General features: G+C 63.7%; 24 protein-coding genes. 19 read left to right on the top strand and 5 right to left on the bottom strand.

Translation table 11 applies throughout. From position 1 onward, the window contains the following. Positions 1–52: 52 nt before the first annotated feature. From paaA to MHM97_RS01495, 16 genes are all read left to right on the top strand, one after another. The gene (paaA, locus tag MHM97_RS01570; RefSeq protein WP_239318842.1) at positions 53–1,045 is read left to right on the top strand and encodes a 1,2-phenylacetyl-CoA epoxidase subunit PaaA; all 993 of its coding nucleotides are present in this window, start codon (positions 53–55) and stop codon (positions 1,043–1,045) included. 88 nt (positions 1,046–1,133) lie between these two features. Then, positions 1,134–1,418 carry a 1,2-phenylacetyl-CoA epoxidase subunit PaaB gene (gene paaB / locus MHM97_RS01565; RefSeq protein WP_168620869.1) on the top strand — a complete coding sequence of 95 codons (285 nt, stop codon included), beginning with the start codon at positions 1,134–1,136 and terminating at the stop codon, positions 1,416–1,418. Then, positions 1,418–2,179: a 1,2-phenylacetyl-CoA epoxidase subunit PaaC gene (gene paaC, locus MHM97_RS01560; RefSeq protein ID WP_239318841.1), complete on the top strand. Its 762-nt coding sequence runs from the start codon at positions 1,418–1,420 to the stop codon at positions 2,177–2,179. The genes paaB and paaC overlap by 1 nt, the downstream gene beginning before the upstream one ends. A gap of 110 nt (positions 2,180–2,289) precedes the next feature. Then, on the top strand, positions 2,290–2,766 hold the full coding sequence (gene paaD, locus MHM97_RS01555) for a 1,2-phenylacetyl-CoA epoxidase subunit PaaD (protein ID WP_239318840.1): 477 nt from the start codon (positions 2,290–2,292) through the stop codon (positions 2,764–2,766). A gap of 13 nt (positions 2,767–2,779) precedes the next feature. After that, a complete protein-coding gene (locus tag MHM97_RS01550; protein ID WP_239318839.1) occupies positions 2,780–3,850 on the top strand; it encodes a 2Fe-2S iron-sulfur cluster-binding protein in 1,071 nt (356 codons plus the stop codon). A 110-nt stretch (positions 3,851–3,960) separates the two neighbouring features. Beyond that, entirely contained in the window at positions 3,961–4,824 is an 864-nt protein-coding gene (locus MHM97_RS01545) for a branched-chain amino acid aminotransferase (RefSeq protein ID WP_239318838.1), read from the top strand. Between the two features lie 353 nt (positions 4,825–5,177). Next, positions 5,178–5,633: a universal stress protein gene (locus tag MHM97_RS01540; RefSeq protein WP_239318837.1), complete on the top strand. Its 456-nt coding sequence runs from the start codon at positions 5,178–5,180 to the stop codon at positions 5,631–5,633. Between the two features lie 124 nt (positions 5,634–5,757). Next, a complete protein-coding gene (locus MHM97_RS01535) occupies positions 5,758–6,321 on the top strand; it encodes a NifU family protein (protein ID WP_239318836.1) in 564 nt (187 codons plus the stop codon). A gap of 301 nt (positions 6,322–6,622) precedes the next feature. Further along, positions 6,623–7,288 carry a tRNA (adenosine(37)-N6)-threonylcarbamoyltransferase complex dimerization subunit type 1 TsaB gene (tsaB, locus tag MHM97_RS01530; protein WP_239318834.1) on the top strand — a complete coding sequence of 222 codons (666 nt, stop codon included), beginning with the start codon at positions 6,623–6,625 and terminating at the stop codon, positions 7,286–7,288. Between the two features lie 4 nt (positions 7,289–7,292). Further along, positions 7,293–7,718 (top strand): ribosomal protein S18-alanine N-acetyltransferase, encoded by a 426-nt coding sequence (rimI, locus tag MHM97_RS01525; protein ID WP_239318832.1) that lies wholly within the window; start codon positions 7,293–7,295, stop codon positions 7,716–7,718. Positions 7,719–7,855: 137 nt separating this feature from the next. Then, on the top strand, positions 7,856–8,851 hold the full coding sequence (locus MHM97_RS01520) for a BMP family lipoprotein (protein ID WP_239318831.1): 996 nt from the start codon (positions 7,856–7,858) through the stop codon (positions 8,849–8,851). A 193-nt stretch (positions 8,852–9,044) separates the two neighbouring features. Continuing rightward, positions 9,045–10,574, top strand: a complete 1,530-nt coding sequence (locus MHM97_RS01515; RefSeq protein WP_239318830.1) for an ABC transporter ATP-binding protein — start codon at positions 9,045–9,047, stop codon at positions 10,572–10,574. After that, the gene (locus MHM97_RS01510) at positions 10,575–11,669 is read left to right on the top strand and encodes an ABC transporter permease (RefSeq protein ID WP_239318829.1); all 1,095 of its coding nucleotides are present in this window, start codon (positions 10,575–10,577) and stop codon (positions 11,667–11,669) included. After that, positions 11,669–12,676 carry an ABC transporter permease gene (locus tag MHM97_RS01505; protein WP_239318828.1) on the top strand — a complete coding sequence of 336 codons (1,008 nt, stop codon included), beginning with the start codon at positions 11,669–11,671 and terminating at the stop codon, positions 12,674–12,676. Before MHM97_RS01510 ends, MHM97_RS01505 begins: the two co-directional genes overlap by 1 nt. A gap of 317 nt (positions 12,677–12,993) precedes the next feature. Beyond that, positions 12,994–13,911: a sulfite exporter TauE/SafE family protein gene (locus MHM97_RS01500; RefSeq protein ID WP_239318827.1), complete on the top strand. Its 918-nt coding sequence runs from the start codon at positions 12,994–12,996 to the stop codon at positions 13,909–13,911. Further along, positions 13,911–14,693 carry a TIGR02186 family protein gene (locus MHM97_RS01495; RefSeq protein WP_239318826.1) on the top strand — a complete coding sequence of 261 codons (783 nt, stop codon included), beginning with the start codon at positions 13,911–13,913 and terminating at the stop codon, positions 14,691–14,693. The genes MHM97_RS01500 and MHM97_RS01495 overlap by 1 nt, the downstream gene beginning before the upstream one ends. 136 nt (positions 14,694–14,829) lie before the next feature. Here the strand turns inward: MHM97_RS01495 and MHM97_RS01490 are convergent, their stop codons facing one another. The 5 genes from MHM97_RS01490 to MHM97_RS01470 all read right to left on the bottom strand — a co-directional run bounded on the left by MHM97_RS01490 (position 14,830) and on the right by MHM97_RS01470 (position 21,155). Next, the gene (locus MHM97_RS01490) at positions 14,830–15,567 is read right to left on the bottom strand and encodes an SDR family oxidoreductase (protein WP_239318825.1); all 738 of its coding nucleotides are present in this window, start codon (positions 15,565–15,567) and stop codon (positions 14,830–14,832) included. Further along, the gene (locus tag MHM97_RS01485) at positions 15,564–17,117 is read right to left on the bottom strand and encodes an ATP-dependent DNA helicase (protein ID WP_239318824.1); all 1,554 of its coding nucleotides are present in this window, start codon (positions 17,115–17,117) and stop codon (positions 15,564–15,566) included. Before MHM97_RS01485 ends, MHM97_RS01490 begins: the two co-directional genes overlap by 4 nt. 88 nt (positions 17,118–17,205) lie before the next feature. After that, on the bottom strand, positions 17,206–17,925 hold the full coding sequence (locus MHM97_RS01480; protein ID WP_239318823.1) for a helix-turn-helix transcriptional regulator: 720 nt from the start codon (positions 17,923–17,925) through the stop codon (positions 17,206–17,208). A gap of 392 nt (positions 17,926–18,317) precedes the next feature. After that, positions 18,318–19,598, bottom strand: coding sequence for a crotonyl-CoA carboxylase/reductase (ccrA, locus tag MHM97_RS01475; RefSeq protein ID WP_239318822.1), 1,281 nt, complete (start codon positions 19,596–19,598; stop codon positions 18,318–18,320). 126 nt (positions 19,599–19,724) lie between these two features. Next, positions 19,725–21,155, bottom strand: a complete 1,431-nt coding sequence (locus MHM97_RS01470) for a 1-acyl-sn-glycerol-3-phosphate acyltransferase (protein ID WP_239318820.1) — start codon at positions 21,153–21,155, stop codon at positions 19,725–19,727. Positions 21,156–21,332: 177 nt separating this feature from the next. Here MHM97_RS01470 and MHM97_RS01465 point away from each other — a divergent pair, with 177 nt between their 5' ends. The 3 genes from MHM97_RS01465 (at position 21,333) to deoD (ending at position 24,490) form a co-directional block, all read left to right on the top strand. Further along, positions 21,333–23,318 carry a protein meaA gene (locus MHM97_RS01465; RefSeq protein WP_239318810.1) on the top strand — a complete coding sequence of 662 codons (1,986 nt, stop codon included), beginning with the start codon at positions 21,333–21,335 and terminating at the stop codon, positions 23,316–23,318. A gap of 130 nt (positions 23,319–23,448) precedes the next feature. Further along, on the top strand, positions 23,449–23,769 hold the full coding sequence (locus MHM97_RS01460) for an H-NS histone family protein (protein ID WP_239318808.1): 321 nt from the start codon (positions 23,449–23,451) through the stop codon (positions 23,767–23,769). A gap of 16 nt (positions 23,770–23,785) precedes the next feature. Further along, a complete protein-coding gene (deoD, locus tag MHM97_RS01455; RefSeq protein WP_239318806.1) occupies positions 23,786–24,490 on the top strand; it encodes a purine-nucleoside phosphorylase in 705 nt (234 codons plus the stop codon). The last annotated feature ends 55 nt before the right edge of the window (positions 24,491–24,545 follow it).

The following is a 24,545-nucleotide window of genomic DNA, read 5'->3' as shown; positions in this document are numbered from 1 at the left end:
GCACGCCAAGTTATTCGGGCCGAGTATTGGGCCAGGACCGGAGGAGCCAGCCATGTACGCGCAAATGGTCAGATCGACCGGCACGGGACTAAAATCCGCGGACGAGATGAGCGCCAAGGAGCGCGCGTTTCAGGCCCGCATCGACGCGGGCGAAAAGATCGAGCCCAAGGACTGGATGCCCGAAGGCTATCGCAAAACGCTGATCCGCCAGATCGGCCAGCACGCCCATTCCGAAATCGTCGGCCAACTGCCGGAGGGCAACTGGATCACCCGCGCGCCAACATTGGAGCGCAAGGCGATCCTCCTGGCCAAGGTGCAGGATGAGGCGGGCCATGGGCTCTATCTCTATTGCGCCGCTGAAACGCTGGGCGTCAGCCGCGATGAGATGACCGAGATGCTGCTGGATGGGCGGATGAAGTATTCGTCGATCTTCAACTACCCGACGCTGACATGGGCCGATATGGGCGCGGTCGGTTGGCTGGTCGATGGCGCGGCAATCATGAATCAGGTGCCGCTGCAGCGCACGTCCTTTGGCCCCTATTCGCGTGCGATGATCCGCGTCTGCAAGGAAGAGAGTTTCCACCAGCGTCAGGGCTTTGACATCATGATGAAGATGGCGCAGGGCAATGCGCAGCAAAAAGCCATGGCCCAGGATGCGCTCAACCGCTTCTGGTATCCGGCGCTGATGATGTTCGGCCCCTCGGACAAGGACTCTGTCCATTCCGCGCAGTCGATGGCGTGGAAGATCAAGATGAACACCAATGACGAGCTGCGTCAGAAGTTCGTCGACCAGACTGTACCACAGGCCGAATACCTCGGACTGACGGTGCCGGACGAGAACCTCACGTGGAACGAGGAAAAGGGCGGTTACGACTTTTCCGAGCCCGATTGGGAGGAGTTCTTTGAGGTCATCAAGGGCAACGGCCCCTGTAACACCGACCGTCTGGCCGCACGTAACAAAGCTTGGGATGACGGGGCTTGGGTACGCGAGGGCATGATGGCCCACGCCGAGAAGAAACGCGCCCGCAAGATGGCGGCGGAATAAGCGCCCCCTTCGTTTTGACATTCCCTGCGGCAGCGCCGCGCGCCCGCAGCCCCGGGCGCGCCCTGTCTCAGCACCGAAAGGACCAAACATGAAAACCGAATGGCCCCTCTGGGAAATCTTCATCCGCGGCCAGCATGGCCTCAGCCACCGCCACGTCGGCAGCCTGCACGCGCCGGACGCGGAAATGGCGATCAAGAACGCCCGCGACGTCTACACCCGCCGCAATGAAGGCGTGTCGATCTGGGTGGTCGAGGCGGCGCAGATCACCGCCTCCTCGCCCTCCGACAAAGGCCCCATGTATGAGCCCTCCGAGAGCAAGGTCTACCGTCATCCCTCATTTTACGACATTCCCGAAGACGTGGGGGCGATGTGATGTCGCGCGACGCTGCTTTTTATGAATTCCTGCTGCGGATGGGGGACAACACCCTGATCCTCGGCCATCGTGTCAGCGAATGGTGCGGCCACGCGCCGGTGCTGGAAGAGGATATCGCCCTCGCCAATACAGCGCTCGATCTCATCGGTCAGACCCAGATGTGGCTTGGTCTTGCAGCGGAGGTTCAGGGCGAGGGAAAGTCCGCAGATGATCTGGCTTTCCTGCGCGATGCCTGGGACTTCCGCAACCTGCTGCTGGTCGAAATGCCAAACGGCGATTTTGGCCAGACCCTGATGCGGCAGTTCCTGTTTGATGCCTGGCACGTGCTGCAACTGCGCGCGCTGACCGGGTCCTCTGACGAGCGTGTCGCGGCTATCGCCGCAAAGGCGGTGAAGGAAGCGACCTACCATCTGGAGCGCTCTGCCGAGACCGTCGTGGGCCTTGGCGACGGCACCGCGGAAAGCCACGCCCGGATGCAGGCAGCGCTCGATTACCTTTACCCCTATGTGGGCGAGATGTTCCTGAGCGACGCGGTGGATGCAGCGCTGGTCGAGGCCGGGATTGCCCCCGATCCCGCAAGCTTGCGCGCGGACTACGATGAAACACTTGCCCGCGTTCTGGGCGAGGCGACGCTGACGCTCCCCGAAGCCCGCCGCGCCCGTGGCGGGGGCCGCGATGGCAAGATGCACACCGAACACCTCGGCCATCTGCTGACCACCATGCAATGGATGCAGCGCGCCTATCCGGGCGCGACGTGGTGATGTTTGCCTTTACGCGCATAGGGCATCCCCCGGCCTCGGGTGGGGGTGAAGCCCCCTCCCGGGGGGGAGGTCGGGGGCTGCCCGGCCTATCGTCCGGGCGAGGTGCCTGAATGCAAGACACGCAATCCAACCAACCCTCCCTCGCGCAGATCTGGGAATGGCTCGACGCGGTGCCCGATCCGGAAATCCCGGTGATCTCCCTCGTCGACCTCGGCATCGTGCGCGATATTGAGTGGAGCGACGACGGGTTGATCGTCACCCTGACGCCGACCTATTCGGGCTGTCCGGCGACCTCGATCATTCGGCTGGATGTGGAAACCGCGCTGGCCGCCCACGGGGTTGAGCGCGTGGAGATCAAGACCCAGATCGCGCCGCCCTGGACCACCGACTGGCTCTCAGAGAAAGGCCGCGCCCGGCTGGAGGAATACGGCATCGCGCCGCCCTCCCCCGCTGGCGGCCCCGACCATTGCCCCCGCTGCGGCAGTCCTGAAGTGACCCGCGTGAGCCAGTTCGGCTCCACCCCGTGCAAGGCCCATTGGCGCTGCAACAGCTGCCTGGAACCTTTCGATTATTTCAAGTGTATCTGAGGAGGCTTGGCTCATGGCCCGCTTTCACCCGCTCGAAGTCACCGACATCAAACACACCATCCGCGATGCAGTGGTGGTCACGCTGAAGCCCGTCAACGGCGCGGCGGCAGAATTCGACTTCACCCAAGGCCAATACCTGACGTTTCGCCGCGATTTCGACGGCACCGAGTTGCGCCGCAGCTATTCGATCTGTGCGGGCAAGGACGAGGGTATCCTGCAGGTCGGCATCAAACGGGTCGATGGCGGGGCTTTCTCGACCTGGGCCAACACCGACCTCAAGGTCGGCGACACGGTCGAGGCGATGCCGCCGCAGGGGCGGTTTTTCACCGATCTCGATGCAGCAGCCGAAAAACACTACCTCGGCTTTGCCGGTGGCTCTGGCATCACGCCGGTATTGTCGATCCTGAAAACCACTCTGCAGGCCGAACCCCAGTCCCGTTTCACGCTGGTTTACGCCAACAAGGGCATCAACTCGATCATGTTCCGCGAGGAGATCGAAGACCTGAAAAACCGCTACATGGGCCGCCTGTCGGTAATCCATGTGCTGGAGGCGGATGCGCAGGAGGTGGATCTGTTCACCGGGCTGGTCACGCAGGAGAAATGCGCCCAGCTGTTCGAACGCTGGATTCCGATCCAGAGCGTCGACACCGCGTTCATCTGCGGACCTGAGCCGATGATGCTTGGCATTGCCGAGGCATTGCGCACGGCGGGCTTGACGGATGCGCAGATCAAGTTCGAACTCTTCGCCTCCAACCAGCCCGGACGCGCTGCGAAAAAGGCTGCCAGCAGTGACGCCGCCGCCAGTGCGCCGGTCACCGCCGCCATCACGCTGGATGGGGCCACCCGCTCGGTGACGCTGGATCGCAATACCAGCGTGCTTGAGGCCGCGCTGGACAACGCCATGGATGCTCCGTGGTCGTGCCGCGCCGGTGTCTGCTCCACCTGCCGCTGTCGCGTGATCGAGGGCGAGGTCGAGATGGCCGCCAACCACGCGCTGGAGGATGACGAGGTCGCAAAGGGTTTTGTGCTGTCCTGCCAGTCCTACCCGGTGACCGATCACCTGGTGGTCAGCTACGACGAATGACAGGCGCTTGGTCCAGACCAACCTGAGACGGGATTGGCTCTGGACCTTGCCGGGCGTGCCGCCTAACGTCCCGATCGTATCCAATCCGCATTCCCAGACCCGAGGTTCCCATGGCTGTCGGCAAGAGTATCCGCACCTATTTCAACGGCCAATGGCATGACGGCGATGTGCCGATCATGTCCGCCGCCGACCATGCCGCCTGGCTTGGCTCTTCCGTCTTCGACGGCGCGCGCTGGTTTGACGGCGTCAGCCCGGATCTGGACAAGCACTGCGCCCGCACCAATGCCTCGGCGGAGGCGCTGATGATGGCGGCAACGGTGCCCGCCGACCAGATGGTGGAGATCGTGCGCGAGGGGCTCGAAGGGTTTTCTGCCGACAGCGCCGTCTACATCCGGCCGATGTATTGGGCCACCGACGGCGATCAGACCCTGATCGCTCCCGCGCCAGAGGCGACGCAATTCGCGCTCTGCCTCGAGGAGATCCCGATGGCTTCCGAAGCCGCCTCGGCCACGCTCACGCGGACCCGCTTTCGCCGCCCGGTTCTGGAGTCCGCGGTGGTCAATGCCAAGGCCGGCTGCCTCTACCCCAACAACGCTCGCATGCTGCGCGAGGCGCGTGCCAAGGGCTTCACCAACACATTGACCTGCGACGTGATGGGCAACGTGGCCGAAGCCGCCACCGCCAATATTTTCATGGTCAAGGACGGTGAGGTGTTCACGCCGATTGCCAACGGGACGTTCCTTGCTGGCATCACCCGCGCGCGCCACATCGAAAACATGCGCGCCGACGGGATCGCCGTGCATGAGACCGTGCTGGGCTATGCGCATTTCGAAGCCGCGGATGAGATCTTCATGTCCGGCAACATGTCCAAGGTGACCCCGGTCACCGCATTTGACGATGTCACCTATCCCCATGGCCCCGTCACCCGCCGGGTGCGCGAACTTTATTGGGACTGGGCCAAATCCGGCATCTGAGAGGCGCCGTCACGTCATCGCAATAGGAAAGGGAGCCCTCCCGCCCCCGCGCGATCTTCTGGCTGCGCCAAAGATCCCTGGCGGCGTTGGGCCGCGCATCGCAGCCCTGACGGGCCGCGATGCGGTTGCGTCCAGATCCTGCCCTCTCCGCAGAACGCAACCGCGCCGGACGGCAGTCCGGCGCCCGGCCCAACGGTTTCCGTTGCATTTTCAATGCAATGGAATCGGGCGGGAGGTCCCCCTTCCTCCGGTGGTTCGCCGCGCGGCGCGGACAACGGGCGCGACCGCAGACCTCTATTGCGCGGGACGGTTGCATCAGCCAATATGTCCGGGACACGACAACAGAGGTTTTGATGCGCAAGTTCCTGGTCGTCCTCGACGACAGCCGTGAATGCCTGAACGCCATGCGCTTTGCCGCCATGCGCGCGTCCAACACCGGTGGCGGCGTGGTCATCCTGTCGATCATCCCGCCGGATGAATTCAACCACTGGATCGGCGTCGGCGAGGTGATGCGCGAGGAGGCCCGCGAGCGCATCCACGCCCACTTCGAAGTCTTTGCCAAATGGATGCGCGACCGCCAGGGCGTCGATCCCGAACTGGTCATCCGCGAGGGCGACATCGTGCCGGAAATCCTCGCCCAGATCGAAGCCGACCCCGAAGTGGGCGTGCTGGTACTGGGCGCCGCCAGCGACCGCAAGGGCCCCGGCCCCATCGTCACCCAGCTGACGCGCACCGCCGGCACGCTTCCCTTTCCGATCACCATCGTCCCCGGCGACATGTCCAAAGAAAAGCTCGAGGCCATCACCTGACGCAATCCGCCACGCCGCATCGGGCAAACCCTTGCATTTCGCGCCGCAGCCTTTAATTTAGAACCATTCCAAAACCCGACAGGCACCGGGCCGACCGCCCGGGCCAGTCTGACGGAGAACCGAGATGTTTATCCAGACCGAATCCACGCCGAACCCGGCGACCCTGAAATTCCTGCCAGGCCAGACCGTTCTGGATGCTGGCACCGCCGACTTCCCCTCGGCCGAAGCGGCGTCGAAATCACCGCTGGCGCAGCGTATCTTTGCGGTCAGCGGCGTGACCGGCGTGTTCTTTGGCAATGACTTCGTCACCGTCACCAAGGACGACTCGGTCGAGTGGGACCACATCAAACCCGCCGTTCTGGGCGCGGTGATGGAGCACTACCAATCCGGCCAGCCGGTGATCGACGAGGGCGGCCAGCAGGCCTCCGGCCATGCCGAGCACAGCGGCGAAGACGGCGAAATCGTCGACCAGATCAAGGAGCTGCTCGACAGCCGCGTGCGCCCTGCGGTGGCACAGGATGGCGGCGACATCACCTTCCACGGCTTTGACCGCGGCGTTGTCTACCTGCATATGCAGGGGGCTTGTGCGGGCTGCCCGTCCTCGACCCTGACGCTCAAGATGGGGATCGAGAACCTGTTGCGCCACTACATCCCCGAGGTGACCGAGGTCCGCCCGGTTGCCGTCTGAGGCGCGCCGGACTGAGACACTCCAGGCGCCCGATGCGGCGCCGCACGATTTTGGCGGGGGACGGATCTTGTTTCGTGCCCCGCCCTCCCCCGGTTCCGCCCGTCACGACCTTGACGACTGGCGCCGCACCGGAGCGACAGATGCGGCCACCGCGACGCTCTCCCCGCCATTTTCAACCGCATGTGCCCGTGACGGATGCGTTCTGCATCATGCAGCGCCACGCGCGGACGGCTTGCCATGGGCGGGCGGCTCTGCCAGAGACCGGCTGACTGTAGCCACAGACCACAGAGACTGAACCGAGATGCCGACAGACGCCCCCCTGATCCTGGGTTTTGACACCTCAGCGGCCCATTGCGCGGCGGCGTTGTTGCGCGGCAACGAAATTCTGGCGCAGCGCCGCGAGGACATGGCCAAGGGCCAGGCGGAACGTTTGATGCCCCTGCTCGAGGAACTCCTGACCCAAGGCGGCGTGACATGGGCGGATCTGGACGCCATCGCCGTTGGCATAGGACCCGGCAATTTCACCGGCATCCGCATCTCCGTCTCTGCCGCACGCGGCCTTGCGTTGGGGCTGGATGTGCCCGCCATCGGCGTCTCCAGTCTTGAGGCCCAGACCTTTGGAACCGCAGGCGTCGTGGTCTCCAGCCTCGATGCGCGCCGCGAGGGCCTCTATGTGCAGGTGTTCGGAACGCAAACCGGGTCGCAGCCCCGCCACTGCACACTCGACACGCTGCCAGACATTCCCGCAGGCGCCGAGCCGTCGTGCATCGGACATCGCGCCGAAGACATTGCCCCTCTGTGCGCGGGGACGGTCACCGCCCCCCGCTATTCCATTGCCGAGGCCATCGCCCGTGTCGCTGCCACTCGACTTGACCGGATCGATCTGCCCGCACCGGCACCGCTCTACCTGCGCGAGGCCGATGCCGCCCCCTCGCGCGAGCAGCCGCCTGCCCTGCTCGATGACTGATCCAATGCCACCGCAGGCCGACCCTGCGGCGCTTGCCGCGACGCATAAAGCGGCCTTTACCCAGTCCCGACCGTGGACCGCGCAGGAGTTTGCAGAGCTTCTGGCGGACCGATTCACCCATCTCACCGGCGATGCCCGCGCCTTTGCGCTGGTGCGCGAAATCGCGGGCGAGGCCGAACTGCTCACCATCGCCACCCATCCCGATCACCAGCGGCAGGGCCTCGGCCGCCACATCATGCAGAGCTGGATGAAAACCGCCGCAGAACGGGGCGCGACAGAGGCTTTTCTTGAGGTCGCACAAGACAATACCGCCGCACAGGCGCTATACTCGGCCTGCGGATTCGGTCTTGTCGGGATTCGAAAGGCCTACTATCCGCGCCCGACGACGGCAGCGGCGGATGCATTGCTCATGAAACGGCGGCTTCCCTAGGGGAAGTTGGCGATTTTTGGACCGGTTGGTCAAAAAATTGTTGACCCCGGACCGGCACAGCAGGCTAAATCGCTCCACCTTTTTGAACGGACACGCCCGCCACGCGGGGCAGAAAAAGAAAAACTGGGAGTAACTGAATGACCCTGATGAAATCGCTCATGGGCGCGGCGGCAGCGGTTGCGCTGACCGCAGGTGCGGCTCTGGCAAACCCGGCGCTGATCTTCGATCTCGGCGGCAAGTTCGACAAATCCTTTAACGAGGCGGCCTACAATGGCGCCAAACGTTGGGCGGATGAGACCGGCGGCAAATATCTGGAAATCGAAATGAAGTCCGAAGCCCAGCGCGAACAGGCGCTGCGCCGCTTTGCCGAATCCGGCGCCAACCCGATCATCACCACCGGTTTCGCCATGAGCGCACCGCTGGCGGATGTGGCCGGTGACTACCCGGACACCAAATTCGTCACCATCGACGGCTGGGTCGATGCCCCCAACGTCCATGTGGTCAGCTTTTCCGAGCACGAAGGCTCCTACCTCGTGGGCATGATGGCGGCGCAGGCGTCCAACTCCGGCACCGTCGGATTTATCGGCGGCATGGATGTTCCGCTGATCCGCAAATTCGCCTGCGGCTACGCCCAGGGCGTCAAAGCGGTGAACCCGGATGCCACCGTGATCTCCAACATGACCGGCACCACCCCGGCGGCCTGGAACGATCCCGTGAAGGGCTCCGAGCTGACCAAGGCGCAGATCTCCCAGGGCGCGGACGTGATCTATGCCGCAGCGGGCGGCACCGGCGTGGGCGTTCTGCAAACCGCCGCGGATGAGGGCATCCTCTCCATCGGCGTCGACAGCAACCAGAACCACCTGCACCCGGGCAAGGTCCTGACCTCGATGCTGAAGCGCGTGGACGTGGCGGTCTACAACATCCTGCAAGCCGGCGAAGACCTCGAAGTGGGCAAGGTCACCCTCGACCTCTCCGACAACGGTGTCGGCTATGCGATGGATGACAACAACGCCGAGCTGGTCAGCGATGAAATGCAGGCCACCGTCGAAGAGGCCAAGGCCCAGATCATCTCCGGCGATATCGAGGTTCACAACTACACCAGCGACGACAGCTGCCCGGTTCTGAACTTCTGATCGACATGATCCGCGCCCCGCTCCGCCATGGCAGGTCTGCCCGGCGGGCGGGGCGTTTGCATATGGCCCGGAGGTCGCGTCCGCGTGCCCTCCGGGTTTGGTTTTTCCCGTCCCGGTCCTTCTTAACATGATCATAATGCGCAGCACGCACCCTGCGCGCATGAACCGGCGATGAGGCGACAGGGGAGCCCCGATGACGGCACCAGCAATCGAACTCAAAGGCATTTCCAAGGCCTTTGGCCCCGTCCAGGCAAACAAGGACATTTCCATCCGCGTCGAGCCCGGCACGATCCACGGGATCATCGGCGAAAACGGCGCGGGTAAATCCACGCTGATGAGCATTCTCTACGGGTTTTACAAGGCCGACAAAGGCGAGATTTGGATCAAGGGCAACAAGACCGAGATCCCCGACAGCCAGGCGGCCATCTCTGCCGGCATCGGCATGGTGTTTCAGCATTTCAAGCTGGTGGAGAACTTTACCGTTCTGGAAAACATCGTGCTCGGCGCCGAGGATTCCGGCCTGCTGATGCCCTCGCTCTCTCGCGCCCGCAAGGAGCTGAAGGAGCTGGAGGAAGAATACGAGCTCTATGTCGACCCCGACAAACGCATCGACGAAATCGGCGTAGGCATGCAGCAGCGGGTGGAGATCCTGAAGGCGCTCTATCGCAAGGCCGAGATCCTCATTCTGGACGAGCCCACCGGGGTGCTGACCCCGGCCGAGGCCGACCAGCTGTTCCGCATCCTCGACCGGCTGCGCTCGGAAGGAAAAACCATCATCCTGATCACGCACAAGCTGCGCGAGATCATGGAATATACCGACACCGTGTCGGTGATGCGGCGCGGAGAAATGACCGCGACCGTCAAAACTGCCGAGAGCAGCCCGGAACATCTTGCCGAGCTGATGGTGGGCCGCAAGGTCTTGTTGCGCGTGGATAAAGTCCCCGCCACCCCCGGCAAGCCGATCCTCGAGATCGAGAAGCTCTCGGTCGTCGACAGTGCCGGTGTGCAGCGCGTGAAAGACATCGATCTCACCGTGCGCGCGGGCGAGATCCTCGGCATCGCGGGTGTTGCGGGCAATGGTCAGTCGGAACTGCTGGAGGTGCTGGGCGGTATGCGCGAGGGCACCGGCAGCATCCGGATCAACGGCGAACCGCTGCCGCTGTCCGGCGCGGGTTCGGACGCACGCGCCCGCCGTCACGCGGGCATCGCCCATGTGCCCGAGGATCGCCAGCGCGAAGGTCTCATCATGGACTTCCACGCCTGGGAAAACGTCGCCTTCGGCTATCACCGCGAAGAGATCTACAAAAAGGGCCTGTTCCTCGACAATGCCGCCCTGCGCGCCGACACCGAGGCCAAGATGGCCAAATTCGACGTCCGCCCGCCCAATCCCTGGCTCGCCGCCAAGAGCTTTTCCGGCGGCAACCAGCAGAAGATCGTCGTCGCGCGCGAAATTGAGCGCAACCCCGACCTGCTGCTGATCGGCCAGCCCACCCGCGGTGTCGATATCGGCGCCATCGAGTTCATCCACCAGCAGATCATGGAGCTGCGCGACCAAGGCAAGGCGATCCTGCTGGTCTCGGTGGAGCTTGAGGAGATCCTGTCGCTCAGCGACCGGGTTGCGGTGATGTTTGACGGCAAGATCATGGGCGAACGCCCCGCAGATCAAACCGATGAAAAAGAACTCGGCCTCCTGATGGCCGGCGTCGCGGGGGAGGCCGCGTAAATGGAAAAGATGCCAAAATGGGCCGATGTGGTGCTGATCCCGGTGATCAGCCTGCTGTTGGCCGCACTTATCTCCGCAATCGTGATCCTGCTGATCGGCGAAAGCCCGATGGAAGCGCTGGACCTGATGGTCACCGGCGCGCTGGGGTCCACCTATGGCTGGGGCTACACGCTCTATTATGCCACCAACTTCCTATTTACCGGGCTGGCGGTGGCGGTGGCGGCGCATGCCGGGCTGTTCAATATCGGCGGTGAAGGCCAGGCGATGATCGGCGGGCTGGGGCTGGCACTGGTCTGCCTCTATATCCCCTTCCCGCATTGGACCATCGCGCTGGTCTTTGCCGCCCTCGGCGCCGGGATCTTTGGGGCAGCCTGGGCCGCGATCCCCGCCTATCTGCAAGCCAAACGCGGCAGCCATATCGTCATCACCACCATCATGTTCAACTTCATCGCGGCAGCGGTGCTGAACTACATGCTGGTGAGCGTGCTGAAGCCCAAGGGCGCGATGGACCCGGCCACGGCCAAGTTCCCCGAAAGCACGCAGCTGCCCTCCCTGCACGAAATCCTGGCGCCAATCGGCATCGAGTTCTCCAAATCCGCGCCCGCCAATGTCACGCTCTTTGTCGGCATCGCCGCCTGTATCGTGGTCTGGGGCCTCATCTGGCACACGCCGCTGGGCCACGAGATCCGCGCTCTGGGCAAGTCCGAGCGCGGCGCGGTCTACGCAGGTATTTCGCCGGTGCGCACGGTGATGATCACCATGCTGATTTCCGGCGCGCTCTGCGGTTTGATGGCCACCAACAACGTCATGGGCGAGGCCGAACGTCTGGTGCTGAACGCCACCGAGGGCGCCGGCTTTATCGGGATCGCGGTGGCCCTGATGGGCCGCAACCACCCGTTTGGGGTCTTTCTCGCGGCGATCCTCTTTGGGTTCCTCTATCAGGGCGGCGCGGAACTGGCGCTCTGGACCAATATCCCGTCCGAGCTGATCGTGGTCATTCAGGCCCTCGTGATCCTGTTCACCGGCGCGCTCGACAATATGGTGCGGATGCCGATTGAAAAGATCTTCCTCGCCTTCCGGAAGGAGAACGCCTGATGGATTTCCTGACACTCATTCAGGTGCTCGACAGCACCGTGCGCATGGCGACGCCGCTTCTGCTGGCCTGTCTGGCCGGTCTCTTTTCCGAACGCGCGGGCATTTTCGACATCGGCCTTGAGGGCAAAATGCTGATGGCCGCGTTTTTCTCTGCCGCCGTCGCCGCCGTCACCGGCAATGTCTGGCTTGGCCTTCTGGCTGGGATCGGCGCATCCATGCTTCTCTCTGGCCTGCACGGTCTGGCGTCGATCACCTTCCGGGGCAACCAGCTGATCTCCGGCGTGGCGCTCAACTTCCTGGCCTCCGGTCTCACGGTCCTGATTGCCGAGAGCTGGTTTCGCCAGGGCGGGCGCACGCCGTCGCTGTTCACCGAAGGCCGCTTCAACGGGATTGAACTGCCCTTTGCGATTGGTCCGACCGAGGCCGAAGCCGCCGACCGCCCGCTGAACGAGCTGATTGGCGAGGCCAACGTGATCCAGCAGATCTGGTCCGAGCTGATCTCCGGCCATTCCATTCTGGTCTATGTCGCCGCCCTGATGGTGCCGCTGACATGGTGGGTGCTGTTTCGCACCCGCTTTGGCCTGCGCCTGCGCGCCGTGGGGGAAAACCCGGCCGCCGTGGACACCGCCGGTGTGTCCGTGCGCGGGCTGCGCTTTGCCGCGATCGGCATTGCGGGCGTGCTCTGTGGCATCGCCGGGGCCTATCTCGCCACCGGCCTGCAGGCGGGTTTTGTGAAGGAAATGACCTCCGGTCGCGGCTATATCGCGCTGGCAGCCCTGATCTTTGCAAAATGGCGCCCCTGGCACGCGCTTGGGGCCTGTCTGCTGTTTGGCCTGTTGCAAGCGGTGGCGCTGCGGTTCCAGAGCATCCAGCTCGGCGGTGTGTCGATCCCGGTGCAGGTGATGGACGCCCTGCCCTATATCCTGACCGTGGTGATCCTCGCAGGCTTTGTCGGCAAGGCGATCCCGCCGCGCGCCGGTGGGCAACCCTATGTGAAGGAACGCTAGGTCCCCGGACCGTCGTGCTCCGACCGACAGGCCGATCAGCCCCCGCCCTCCCGCAGGGCGGGGGTTTTGCGTTCAACCGCGCCGGCCCTGTGCGCCTCGACGCTGTGCGCCGGGGCGATTCGAGCGCCGCGCGCCGCCCGCCCCCTGCAGTGCGTCTGTAGCGCCTCCGCCTCACTTGCCGCACGCGGGGCGTTTTTCTGCCCATCACGGTCGCTTTCCCGGAGTGGCTGATCTAAGCTTTATAAAACCTCAGCCGGGTCACGCTGCGCGGCAGCATTTTTATTGATTCACCAGCCAATAAAAGACTAGTCAGGGATATGAATATCTACCTCCCCATCGCCGAAGTTGCCGTCAACGCGTTCCTTGTCCTGGGACTCGGCGGTCTGGTTGGCGTGCTCTCCGGCATGTTCGGCGTCGGCGGCGGCTTCCTGCTGACGCCGCTGCTGTTCTTTATCGGCATCCCGCCTGCGGTGGCGGTGGCGACCGGCGCCAATCAGATCGTGGCCTCCTCCGTCTCCGGTGTGCTGGCACATCTGCGGCGACGCACGGTGGACCTGAAGATGGGCGCGGTGTTGCAGGGCGGCGGGCTGATCGGGGCGACGCTGGGCGTGGCGATCTTCAACTATCTGAAATCGCTGGGTCAGGTCGATCTCTTCGTCACCCTGTGCTACGTGGTCTTCCTCGGCATCGTCGGCGGCCTCATGTTCATCGAGAGCCTGAACGCCCTGCGCAAATCCAAACGCGGCGCCCCCCCCAAGCGCAAACAGCGCGGCTGGGTCCACGCGCTGCCGTTCAAGATGCGGTTTCGCACCTCGGGCCTCTATATCTCGGTGCTGCCGCCGGTGGCGGTCGGGGTCTTTGTCGGCATGCTGACCGCGATCATGGGGGTTGGCGGCGGCTTTATCATGGTGCCCGCAATGATCTACCTCCTGGGCATGCCCACCAAGGTCGTGGTCGGCACCTCGCTGTTCCAGATCATTCTGGTCACCGCCGCCACCACCATGATGCATGCGATCACCAACCAGACGGTGGACATCGTGCTGGCGGTGCTGCTGCTGGTCGGCGGGGTTGTCGGCGCCCAGTTCGGCACCCGCATCGGCACGCTCCTGAAGGCAGAGCAACTGCGCATCCTGCTGGCGCTTCTGGTGCTTCTGGTCTGTGCCAAGCTGGGGCTCGATCTGCTGCTGGAACCAAGCGAGCTTTACTCCCTGAACCCGCTGCGGGAGGCCCGGTGATGCGCGCGCTTCTGACCCTCCTGCTGCTGGCCACCGCCCCGCTGCTGCCCGCGCTCCTCATCACGCCACCGGCACAGGCCGAAGAAGTCGTGCTGGGTCTCAGCCAGGACCGGGTCGCCATCACCGCGACCTTTGACGGGTCGGAGATCCTGATCTTCGGCGCCGTCAAACGCGAGGCCCCGATCGCGACCGACGCACCGCTCGAAGTGGTCGTCACCGTTTCCGGCCCCAGCGAGCCGGTGATGGTGCGCCGCAAGGAGCGCGAGTTCGGCATCTGGGTCAACACCGACAGCGTCGCGGTGGATTCCGCGCCCAGCTTCTACGCGGTGGCCACCTCCGCCCCCTTCTCCGACGCGCTGAGCGACACCGAAGACCTGCGCCACAAGGTGTCGATCCAGCGGGCGATCCGCTCGGTCGGGGCGACGGTCGAAGGGGCCCAGGCCTTTACCGAGGCGCTGATGCGCATCCGCGAGGACCGCGGCTTCTACACGCTTCAGGAAGAGGCCGTCGCACTGGATGAGCAGACCCTGTTCCGCACCGCCCTGCGCATGCCCGCCGATCTCATCGAGGGCGAGTATGAGACGCGCATCTTCCTGACCCGGGCCGGGCGGGTGATCTCTCGCTACGAAACAGTGATCGAGGTGAACAAGGTCGGGCTGGAACGCTTCCTGTTCAACCTCTCGCGCGAACAGCCCGCGATCTATGGCGTGCTGGCGCTGGTCATCGCCATGCTGTCCGGCTGGGGCGCCGCCGCCCTGTTCCAGATGTTGCGCGACCGCTGAACCTGGCGCGCCCGCGCCGCGCGTCAGCGCGGCGCCCGGCCCAACCAGAGGCCACGTGCCGCACGGCGCGGGGCAAATGGGCGGGAGCGCCCCCATCCCGGGTTCGCCCCCTTCGGTGTCTCTCAGCCGGCGCCTCTCAGCCGCGGCCGATGTAGGGCATTTTTGTTGCCATCACGGTCATGAACTGAACATTGGCCTCCAGCGGCAGCTCCGCCATATGCAGAACCGAGCGCGCCGCATCCGCCACATCAAAGGTGTCCATCGGCGGCGCGTCCGGCTGTGCCTCGGCCTGTCGCTGCGCCAGATCCGCCACCATTGGCGTGCGGGCATTGCCAATGTCGATCTGCCCACAGGCGATGTCATAGGCACGCCCATCCAGCGACAGCGATTTGGTCAACCCGGTGATCGCCGCCTTGGTCGCCGCATAGGGCACACTATTCGGGCGCGGCACATGTGCGGCGATGGAGCCATTGTTGATGATCCGCCCGCCCCGTGGGTTCTGGTGGCGCATCCGGGCAAACCCCGCCCGCGCGCACAAGAACATGCCATTGAGGTTGACGTTCACTGCCGCAAACCAATCCTCCAGCGCGATCTCGTCAATGGTACCCGGCGGGGTAAAAATGCCAGCGTTGTTGAACAGCACATCGATCCGCCCGGCCTCGGTGCAGAAGTGATCAAACGCAGCGTCCACTGCCGCAGGGTCGGTCACATCCGCAGGCAGCACCACGGCACGGCGCTGACCCGCGGCGATCTCCACCAGTTTCTCCGCCCGCCGTGCCAGCAGACCAACCGTCCAGCCGCGCCCGAGGAACAGCTCCGCCACCGCGCGGCCGATCCCGGAACTGGCGCCTGTCACCAGAATGGAGTGTGTCATACCGGGGCCTCCTCACCCTGTGCCTCAAGCGTCAATGTCGGGGCCGCCACCTGCCGCAAGTCATCGACCGGCAGCGGGCCTGTGGGCTTCGCCAACCGATTGCGCACCACCCAGATCAGCCGCTCCTGCGCGCGGGTGATGGCCACATAGGCCAGCCGCTTCCAGAGGGGCTGGCCCGCCTCCACCCGCCCCATCCGGGCGGCTGCGTAAATATCGGGGGCAAAGACCTGTGCCGTATCCCATTGCGAGCCCTGCGCCTTGTGGATCGTGACCGCCGCGCCATGCAAGAACGTGGCCCCCATGCGCGCGGCAAAGGGAATAAACGGTTCTTCTTCCTCGGGTTTTTCGATCTTCACGATGGAGGCGGCAGAGACCTGCGGGTCTTCTGCCCCCATCACATGCAGGCGCGAAAATCCGGGCTTGCGGCCGGGGCCGAGGTAGATCACCTGCGCGCCCTTGATCAGGCCACGCGCCTCCAGATCCAATCTTTTCTTGCGGTGCTTCAACGGCAGCTCCAGCCCGTCACAGATCAGCGGTTCACCCTCAAGGAGCTGATCTTCGGGCGCGCCATGTACCGCGCGAAATGCGTTGATCAGCCGGATGCGCGTGTTGTTGCGCCAGACCAGCACCGGAGAGCGTGCCATCAGATCGACCTCGACCCGCTGCCCCCAGACCACACGTTCGTCCTGACGGGCCTTGTCCTCCACCATACGTTCGAAATCTTCAAACCCCAGTTGCGGGTCCGCCAGCGCATGGGCCAGATCGAGGATCGGGTTGTCGGCCTCTTGGCGGTGAATGCGGTTGAGGATCAGCTTGCGCTCTTCGGGCAGGTCCTCAAACACCATTGACCCCGACTGGTTCACCGGTGCCAGCTGCGCGGGATCGCCAAACAGCACCAGCGTCGGGAAAATCTCCTTCAGATCCTCGAACTGGCGATTGTCCAGCATCGAGGCCTCGTCGACAAAGCCGATGTCCAGCGGCTCTTCGCGCCGTTTCCAGCCGGTGATGAAATCCGAACCCCGCAGCCCTGCCGCCGCCAATGCACCCGGCATGGATTTGTTGGTGGCATAAAAGGCTTCGGCGCGCGCCAGCGCCTCCTCGCTCAGCCCCTCAATTTCGGGTCGCTCCCCCTCGCCCGCCAGCCACTCGGCAATGCGCTCATATTCGGGATCATAAACCGGGGTATATAGAATGCGGTGGATGGTGGTCGCGGGCACACCGCGCAGGCGCAGCACGCTTGCCGCCTTGTTGGTGGGCGCCAGAATGGCCAGGGTGCGTTTGTCGGCTTTCTTGCGGCTCTCGTAATCGCCCGAGACCACCTCGACCCCGGCTGCGGCAAGGGCCTTGTAGAACTCGGCCAGAAGCAGCGTCTTACCCGATCCGGCCTTGCCGATCACCGCTGCCACGCCGGTTTCGCCGCGCGGTGGATGCAACAGATCCTCGCCCAGATCGACACCCGCCTTGCGCAGCTGTTCGGTCAGGGCATCAAAGGCTTGCGCCTGGTCATCGGAGAAGCGCAGCTCGGGCGCTGGCGTCGGGGCCTGTGTCATGGCGCGACCCTACAGCCGCAGGCCAGAGGGCACCAGTGGGAAGGCGCATCGCAACGTCAGAAGTTCCACCCCGCTGCCCCCGGCAGGATCACACCGCGATCAGCCCCATGGTGATCGCCCGGGCCACCGCATGCGTGGTGTTCTGGGCCTGCAACTTACCGCGCGCCCCTTCGATATAGACCCGCAGCGTATGTTCCGAGATCTCCAGCGCCTCCGCCACACGCGCCCGGCTGCGCCCCTCGGCCAGCAGGCTCAGCGCCTCGATCTCGCGCAGCGACAGGGGCTGTTCGGGCAGCGGATAATAGGCCATTTCGAAATCCAGCGCCCGCCGGTTCACGTAATGCGCCACCAGGATCAGATCACGGCCATGTTTGCGGGTGAACTTGTCCCAGACATCGCCATCGCAGGTCTTGCTGACACTGAAAATGGCATATTGCCCCGCCGGTCCGCGCACCGGCACGCTATAGCCCTGGCTGCCCATCCCAAAGGCAAGGGAATCCTTGCGATAGGCCGCCGCCAGTCGCGACGACCAATCCAGATCCCGCCAATCGACGGGATGAACCGCAGTATAGCAGCCCACCGCCACCGGATCGATCCGGTGGTATGCCATCGCGGAATAGCGGTCCTGCCAGGCGGTCGGCAGGGTGGAACAGCCATAGATGCTGCCACAGCGGTCCACCCAGCGATAAAAGACATGATCCACGTCGATCTGAGAGCGGAACCGATCCATCACCTCGCCGATCTCTTCGAGGTTGGCTGCGCTCTCGATCAATTCGAGAGTTGTGTTCAGGGTCTGACGTCTCACCATTCTCTTTCGTACCTACTCCCGACGCATTGCACCGCCGCAGCCGTCCAATCCGGAACCCGACGCGTGGCACGGCGTGCCCCGCGGCGCCGGGCATTGGACGCCGGTCTGCGCCGCTCCACGTGCGCGCCATGTCCTTCAGAACACAGTCCTGCCGAACACGGGATCTGCGCACAGTTCAAACTTGGCGTAATGATAGTGCACCCTCCGGCCCGGCCCACTCCGGCCCGTGAGAAATCTCACTGATCCCTATCCTCGTCCGTCAGTTGTATCAGAACAATCCTCTCTAGTTCGACGACGAAAACCTATCAAAATGATAAAACCCGGCCGCGCGTGGCGACCGGGTCACGTTTTGCTGCAGTCTCCGGCCCCGTGCTCCGGGACGGGCGAGGTGCTTAGCCGTGCAGAACCTCTTCGAGGGTGCGCAGCCCGGTCCTCGGCGCCTGCACCAGCACCGACATATTGCCGGGCTTGTGCTCGTTGCGCAGCATTTTCATATGCGCCGCCGGCAGATCCGCCCAGGTAAAGACCTCGGACATGCAGGGGTCCAGACGGCGCTCGATCATCAGCTTGTTCGCCGCCGACGCCTGCTTGAGATGCGCAAAATGGCTGCCTTGCAAGCGTTTCTGGTGCATCCACATGTAGCGCACGTCGAAGGTGCAGTTGAAGCCGGAGGTGCCCGCGCAGATCACCACCATACCGCCCTTCTTCACCACGAAGGTCGACACCGGAAAGGTCGCCTGGCCGGGGTGTTCGAACACCATGTCGACATTATTGCCCTTGCCGGTGATCTCCCAGATCGCCTTGCCGAACTTGCGGGCCTCGCCGAACCACTCCGCATATTCCGGCGTATTGACGGTGGGCAGCTGTCCCCAGCAGTTGAAATCCTTGCGGTTGAGCACGCCTTTTGCGCCCAGGCTCATGACGAACTCGCGCTTGCTCTCGTCCGAGATCACGCCGATCGCATTGGCCCCGGCGGTATTGATGAGCTGGATCGCATAGGACCCCAGCCCGCCCGAGGCGCCCCAGACCAGCACGTTCTGGCCCGGCTTCAGGTCGTGCGGCTCATGGCCGAACAACATCCGATAGGCGGTGGCCAGCGTCAGCGTGTAGCAGGCGCTTTCCTCCCAGGTCAGATGCTTGGGCCGCGGCATCAACTGCTGGGCCTGCACATTGGTGAACTGGGCAAAGGAGCCATCGGGGGTTTCATAGCCCCAGATCCGCTGGCTGGTGGAATACATCGGATCGCCGCCGTTGCACTCCTCGTCATCGCCGTCGTCCTGATTGCAGTGGATCACCACCTCGTCGCCGACCTTCCAGCGCTTCACCTTGTCCCCCACGGCCCAGACAATGCCCGAGGCATCGGAACCGGCGATATGATAGGGGGCCTTGTGACCGTCAAAGGGGCTGATCGGCTGGCCCAGCGCCGCCCAGACGCCGTTGTAGTTCACGCCCGCCGCCATCACCAGAACCAGCACTTCGTTGCTGTCGAGGGTGGGCACATCGACCACTTCCTGCTGCATCGCAGTATCCGGCTCGCCATGGCGTTCCTTGCGGATCGCCCAGGCGTACATCTTCTTGGGCACATAGCCCATCGGGGGGATTTCCCCCATTTCATAGAGGTCTTTTTGCGGTGCGTCGTAGGTCATCATGCCGTCCTGCGTGTCCAGAGCCATGCCGGCCTCCCTTGGTCTCGATCTCTCTCGGCGCAGTGGTTCTGCAACGCAGAATCGCGCCGTCTCCCCCAAGGAGTACGAACGGACAGGTAATAAAGCAACCCCTGTCATTGCTTGTTTGTAATTTTATGACCCAGCGGATGCGGAATTTCCTTTTGCACCTGCAGAAACAGCCTCCGTTTCGGGAGGCGGCTCCAGGGCAGCGGGCACCAGATGGGCAATGGAATTGGCATAGTAGCGCAGCATGTCGATCTGGGCCCGCTCCGGGGTGACCAGCCCGCCAGATGTGCGGATCAGCCCGCGTCTGCGCATCTGCAGCACCGCGCTCTGGATCGCCACATCATGGGCGTGTTCTGGCAAATGGATGCTGGCCAACGGCATGCGCGCCACGGTGTCGCGCAACGCCTGCAGCAATGCCGCCTCACTCATCGCGCCACGTTGCAACAAGAGATAGCTGACCATCGGCACCGGCAGCACCGGCACCACCTCCCCGATCCGGCGCATCAGCTCGGTCGACAGCATCCGCGCACGATCTTCACGAGAGGTCTGCGGCAGCTCGCTAACGCTGAGCGGGCGGCCAAAGCTCACCGCCGCCTGCCCTGCATGCTGATACCGCCCGGTCAGCCAGAGCCAGAATTGCCGCAGCAAGCGCAGCATCACCGCGCCGATCCGCGCCCGGAACCGCCGGTCGCCGGTCTGCGCCGCCCGGATCAGGATCTTGTCTTCCAGCACCCGATCATAATTCAGCGCCACCGGCACAAAGACCACGTCCTTGCCCACCTCGGCGCTGCCGTCCACGATGTATTTGAGCAAGCCATGCTTGGGCGGGGCCATCGCCCCCGTCAGGCTGAGGCCCCCTTCGGGAAACATCGCCTGCGTCACCCCTGCCCGCGTGGCCAGCCGCACATAAGCCGCCAGCACCGCCCGATAGAGCGCGTTTTGTGATTTGCGTCGAATGAAATAGGCCCCCATCGCCCGGATCAGCCGGCTCAGCGGCCAGACCCGCGCCCATTCACCCACCGCGTAGGACAGGGCCGAGCGTTTGGCGACCAGATAGGTCACCAGCACGTAATCCATGTTGGAGCGGTGGTTCATCACAAAAACCACAGTGGCGTCACGGTCGATGGCCTTCAAAAGCCCCTCGTCGTAACTGCCCAACCGCACCCGGTAGATCGCATTTGACAGCAGCCGCGCCGCCCGGATCGCAAAGCTGAAATAGGTGAACGCCGAAAACGACGGCACGATCTCGCGCGCATAGCGCCGCGCCTCCTCAAAGGCGACGTTTTCCGGGATGCCCTTTGCCGCCGCATGGTCCGAGACCGCCTGCGCCACCTGCGGGTCATAGATCAGCCGCTGGATCATGTCGTAGCGCCGCGCCAGCTTGAACGGTTCGATCGGACGCTCCAGCCGCTGGTTGAGCCGCGCCACCGCCCGCTCCAGCCGACGGCGAAAGAACCAGCGTACCGAGGGAAACAGGAAATGCGACGCAAATGTCACCGCCGCAAACAGCAGGATCAGCACAAAAGCCCAAAGAGGAAGTTCAACAGTCTGCGTCATACCCGCACTCTTACTGCGCCCGCCTCTCGGCACAACTGCAACCGCGCATCTTCTGCGGTCGCAAAAGTCGCAGTGCAGCAATTGCCGCAACGCGGCGAATTGACAAGGTAGCATAATTCCAGTTTAGATCACCCCAACGTAACTTTATTGCTCACTCGATGATTCACGAGGCCCGCCATGTCGCTCGCGCAGAAAGACCGCCCCGAAGCCCCCAGCCGGGACCGGCCCTGGCTGATCCGCACCTATGCGGGCCATTCCACCGCCTCCGCCTCTAACGCGCTTTACCGCGCCAACCTCGCCAAAGGGCAGACCGGCCTGTCCGTGGCCTTCGACCTGCCCACCCAGACCGGCTATGACAGCGATCACGTGCTGGCGCGGGGCGAGGTGGGCAAGGTCGGCGTGCCGGTGGGGCATCTCGGCGACATGCGGGCGCTGTTCGATCAGATCCCGCTGGAGCAGATGAACACCTCGATGACCATCAACGCCACCGCCCCTTGGCTCCTTAGCCTTTATATCGCGGTGGCCGAAGAACAGGGCGCGGACGTCTCCAAACTTCAGGGCACGGTGCAGAACGACCTGATCAAGGAATACCTCAGCCGCGGCACCTACATCTGCCCCCCGGCCCCCAGCCTCAAGATGATCGCGGATGTGGCGGAGTACTGCTACGAGAACGTGCCCAAGTGGAACCCGATGAACGTCTGTTCCTACCACCTGCAAGAGGCCGGTGCGACGCCGGAACAGGAACTGGCCTTTGCGCTGGCCACCGCGCAGGCGGTGCTCGACGAGCTGAAACCCCGCGTGCCCGCCGAGGACTTCCCGGCGCTGGTCGGGCGTATCTCGTTCTTTGTAAACGCAGGCATTCGCTTCGTGACGGAGATGTGCAAGATGCGTGCCTTTGTCGACCTCTGGGACGAGATCTGCCTGACCCGCTACGGGGTCGAGGACCCCAAGTTCCGCCGCTTCCGCTATGGCGTGCAGGTGAACTCTCTCGGGCTGACCGAGCAGCAACCGGAGAACAACGTCTACCGCATCCTGATCGAAATGCTCGCCGTGACGCTCTCAAAAAAGGCCCGTGCCCGCGCGGTGCAGCTTCCGGCCTGGAACGAGGCGCTGGGTCTGCCGCGCCCCTGGGATCAGCAATGGTCGATGCGGATGCAGCAGATCCTGGCCTATGAGACCGACCTGTTGGAATACGGCGACCTCTTTGATGGCAACCCGGTGGTGGACGCCAAGGTCGAGGCGCTGAAGGACGGCGCGCGCGCCGAGCTTGCCACGCTGGAGGGTATGGGCGGCGCGGTTGCCTCCATCGAGTACATGAAATCCCGCCTCGTGGACGCCAACGCCGAACGCCTGAACCGCATCGAGGCCGGCGAAACCGTGGTGGTCGGCGTCAACAAATGGACCGAGGGCGAACCCTCGCCGCTGCAGACCGAGGATGGCGGCATCATGACCGTCGATCCGGCGGTGGAGGCCGACCAGATCGCGCGCCTTGAGGACTGGCGCAGGAACCGCGACACGGCCGAGGTCACCGCCGCGCTTGCCGGGCTCCGCGAGGCGGCCAGCACCGGCGCCAACATCATGCCCGCATCGATTCGCGCCGCCAAGGCCGGTGTCACCACCGGAGAATGGGCCGAAGAGATGCGCAAGGCCTATGGCACCTATCGCGGCCCCACCGGGGTCTCGGCCTCTGTCTCCAACAAGACCGAAGGGCTGGACGACCTGCGGGACGCGGTGAATGCGGTCTCCGACCAGCTGGGACGGCGGCTGAAATTCGTCGTCGGCAAGCCCGGTCTGGACGGTCATTCCAACGGTGCCGAGCAGATCGCCTTTCGCGCCCGTGATTGCGGAATGGACATCACATATGACGGTATTCGCCTCACGCCGCAGGAACTTGTCGCCACTGCGCGTCAGGACGGCGCCCACGTTGTTGGCCTTTCGATACTGTCGGGCAGCCATTTGCCGCTGGTTGAAGACACCCTGACGCAATTGCGCGACGCCGGGCTTACTCATGTTCCGGTTGTTGTTGGCGGGATTATTCCCGACGAAGATGCAAAGAAACTGCTGAACATGGGGGTGGCGCGGGTCTACACCCCGAAGAATTTCGAGTTGAATTCGATCATGATGGATATCGTGGAACTGGCAGGTGCAAACTCTTCGGTTTAATTCACGCTCCGCTGAATTTCGCCAAAAAACAAAAAAATGAAAATTAGATGCTGAATAGCATCCAGAATTCGGGCAATAAGAGCGTTAGCCCGGATTTTGATCCGTGGCCACTAATCTACGGAGTAAAACAATGTCTCTTGACCTGACCGAGATGTCCCGCAAGGAGCTGCTTCAGCTCCAGAAGGACGTTGAAAAAGCACTGAAAGATGCCGAGCAACGCGAGCGCACCGAGGCCCTGAAGGCCGTTGAAAAGGCTGCGGCGGAATATGGTTTTTCGCTGGATGAAGTCCTGACATCGCCCAACAAGGGGGCGGCGCGGAAATCAAAGGCGACGCCGAAATACCGCAATCCGGAAAATCCGGACGAAACGTGGACAGGCCGTGGCCGCAAACCGCATTGGGTGCATGCCGCCCTGAGCAAAGGCGTTGATATTTCTGAACTCGAAATCTGAACCGGGATCGCAATAAGTGACAGTTCATATTGGAGCAGAAAAAGGCGATTTCGCCGAAACCGTGCTCATGCCGGGCGATCCCTATCGTGCGAAATGGGCAGCGGAGACCTTTCTGAGTGATGTGCGCCTCGTCAACGAGGTCCGCGGCATGCTCGGGTTCACCGGCACGTGGAAGGGGCATCGGGTCTCGATCCAGGGCAGCGGCATGGGCATGCCATCGCTGTCGATCTATGCCAACGAGCTGATCCGGGACTTCGATGCCAAGACGCTGATCCGGATCGGATCCTGTGGCGGCATGCAACCCCACGTCAAGGTGCGCGATGTCATCGTTGCGATGACCGCAACCAGCGTCAACACGCCCTCCTCTAGCATTTTCAAGGACGTGAACTTTGCGCCAACGGCCGATTGGTCGCTGCTGCGCAACGCAGTACAGGCCGCCGAGGCGCAGGGGCTGACCCCGCATGTCGGGGGTATTTATTCCTCTGACACCTTCTATGACGAGCGCCCGGACCTGAACGAACAGATGGTCCGCCATGGTGTGCTGGGCGTGGAGATGGAAGCGGCGGAGCTTTATACGCTGGCCGCCCGCCACGGTCGCCGCGCATTGGCGGTATTGACCGTGTCGGACCACCTGCAAACCGGCGAGGCCCTCCCGTCCGAGGAGCGCGAGCGCAGCTTTGGCGAGATGGTCGAAATCGCCCTCGCCGCTGCCTTCACCTGAGGTGACGCCACAGCGGGATCGGGGCTGTACCACTCACCAGCCCCGGCCCCGCGCA

Origin of the sequence: Epibacterium sp. Ofav1-8 (genome assembly GCF_022348185.1) — a bacterium.
In the GTDB taxonomy this organism is placed as follows: domain Bacteria; phylum Pseudomonadota; class Alphaproteobacteria; order Rhodobacterales; family Rhodobacteraceae; genus Epibacterium.
The sequence above is the reverse complement of the archived record's forward strand: the minus strand, read 5'-3'. Positions and strand labels throughout refer to the sequence as shown.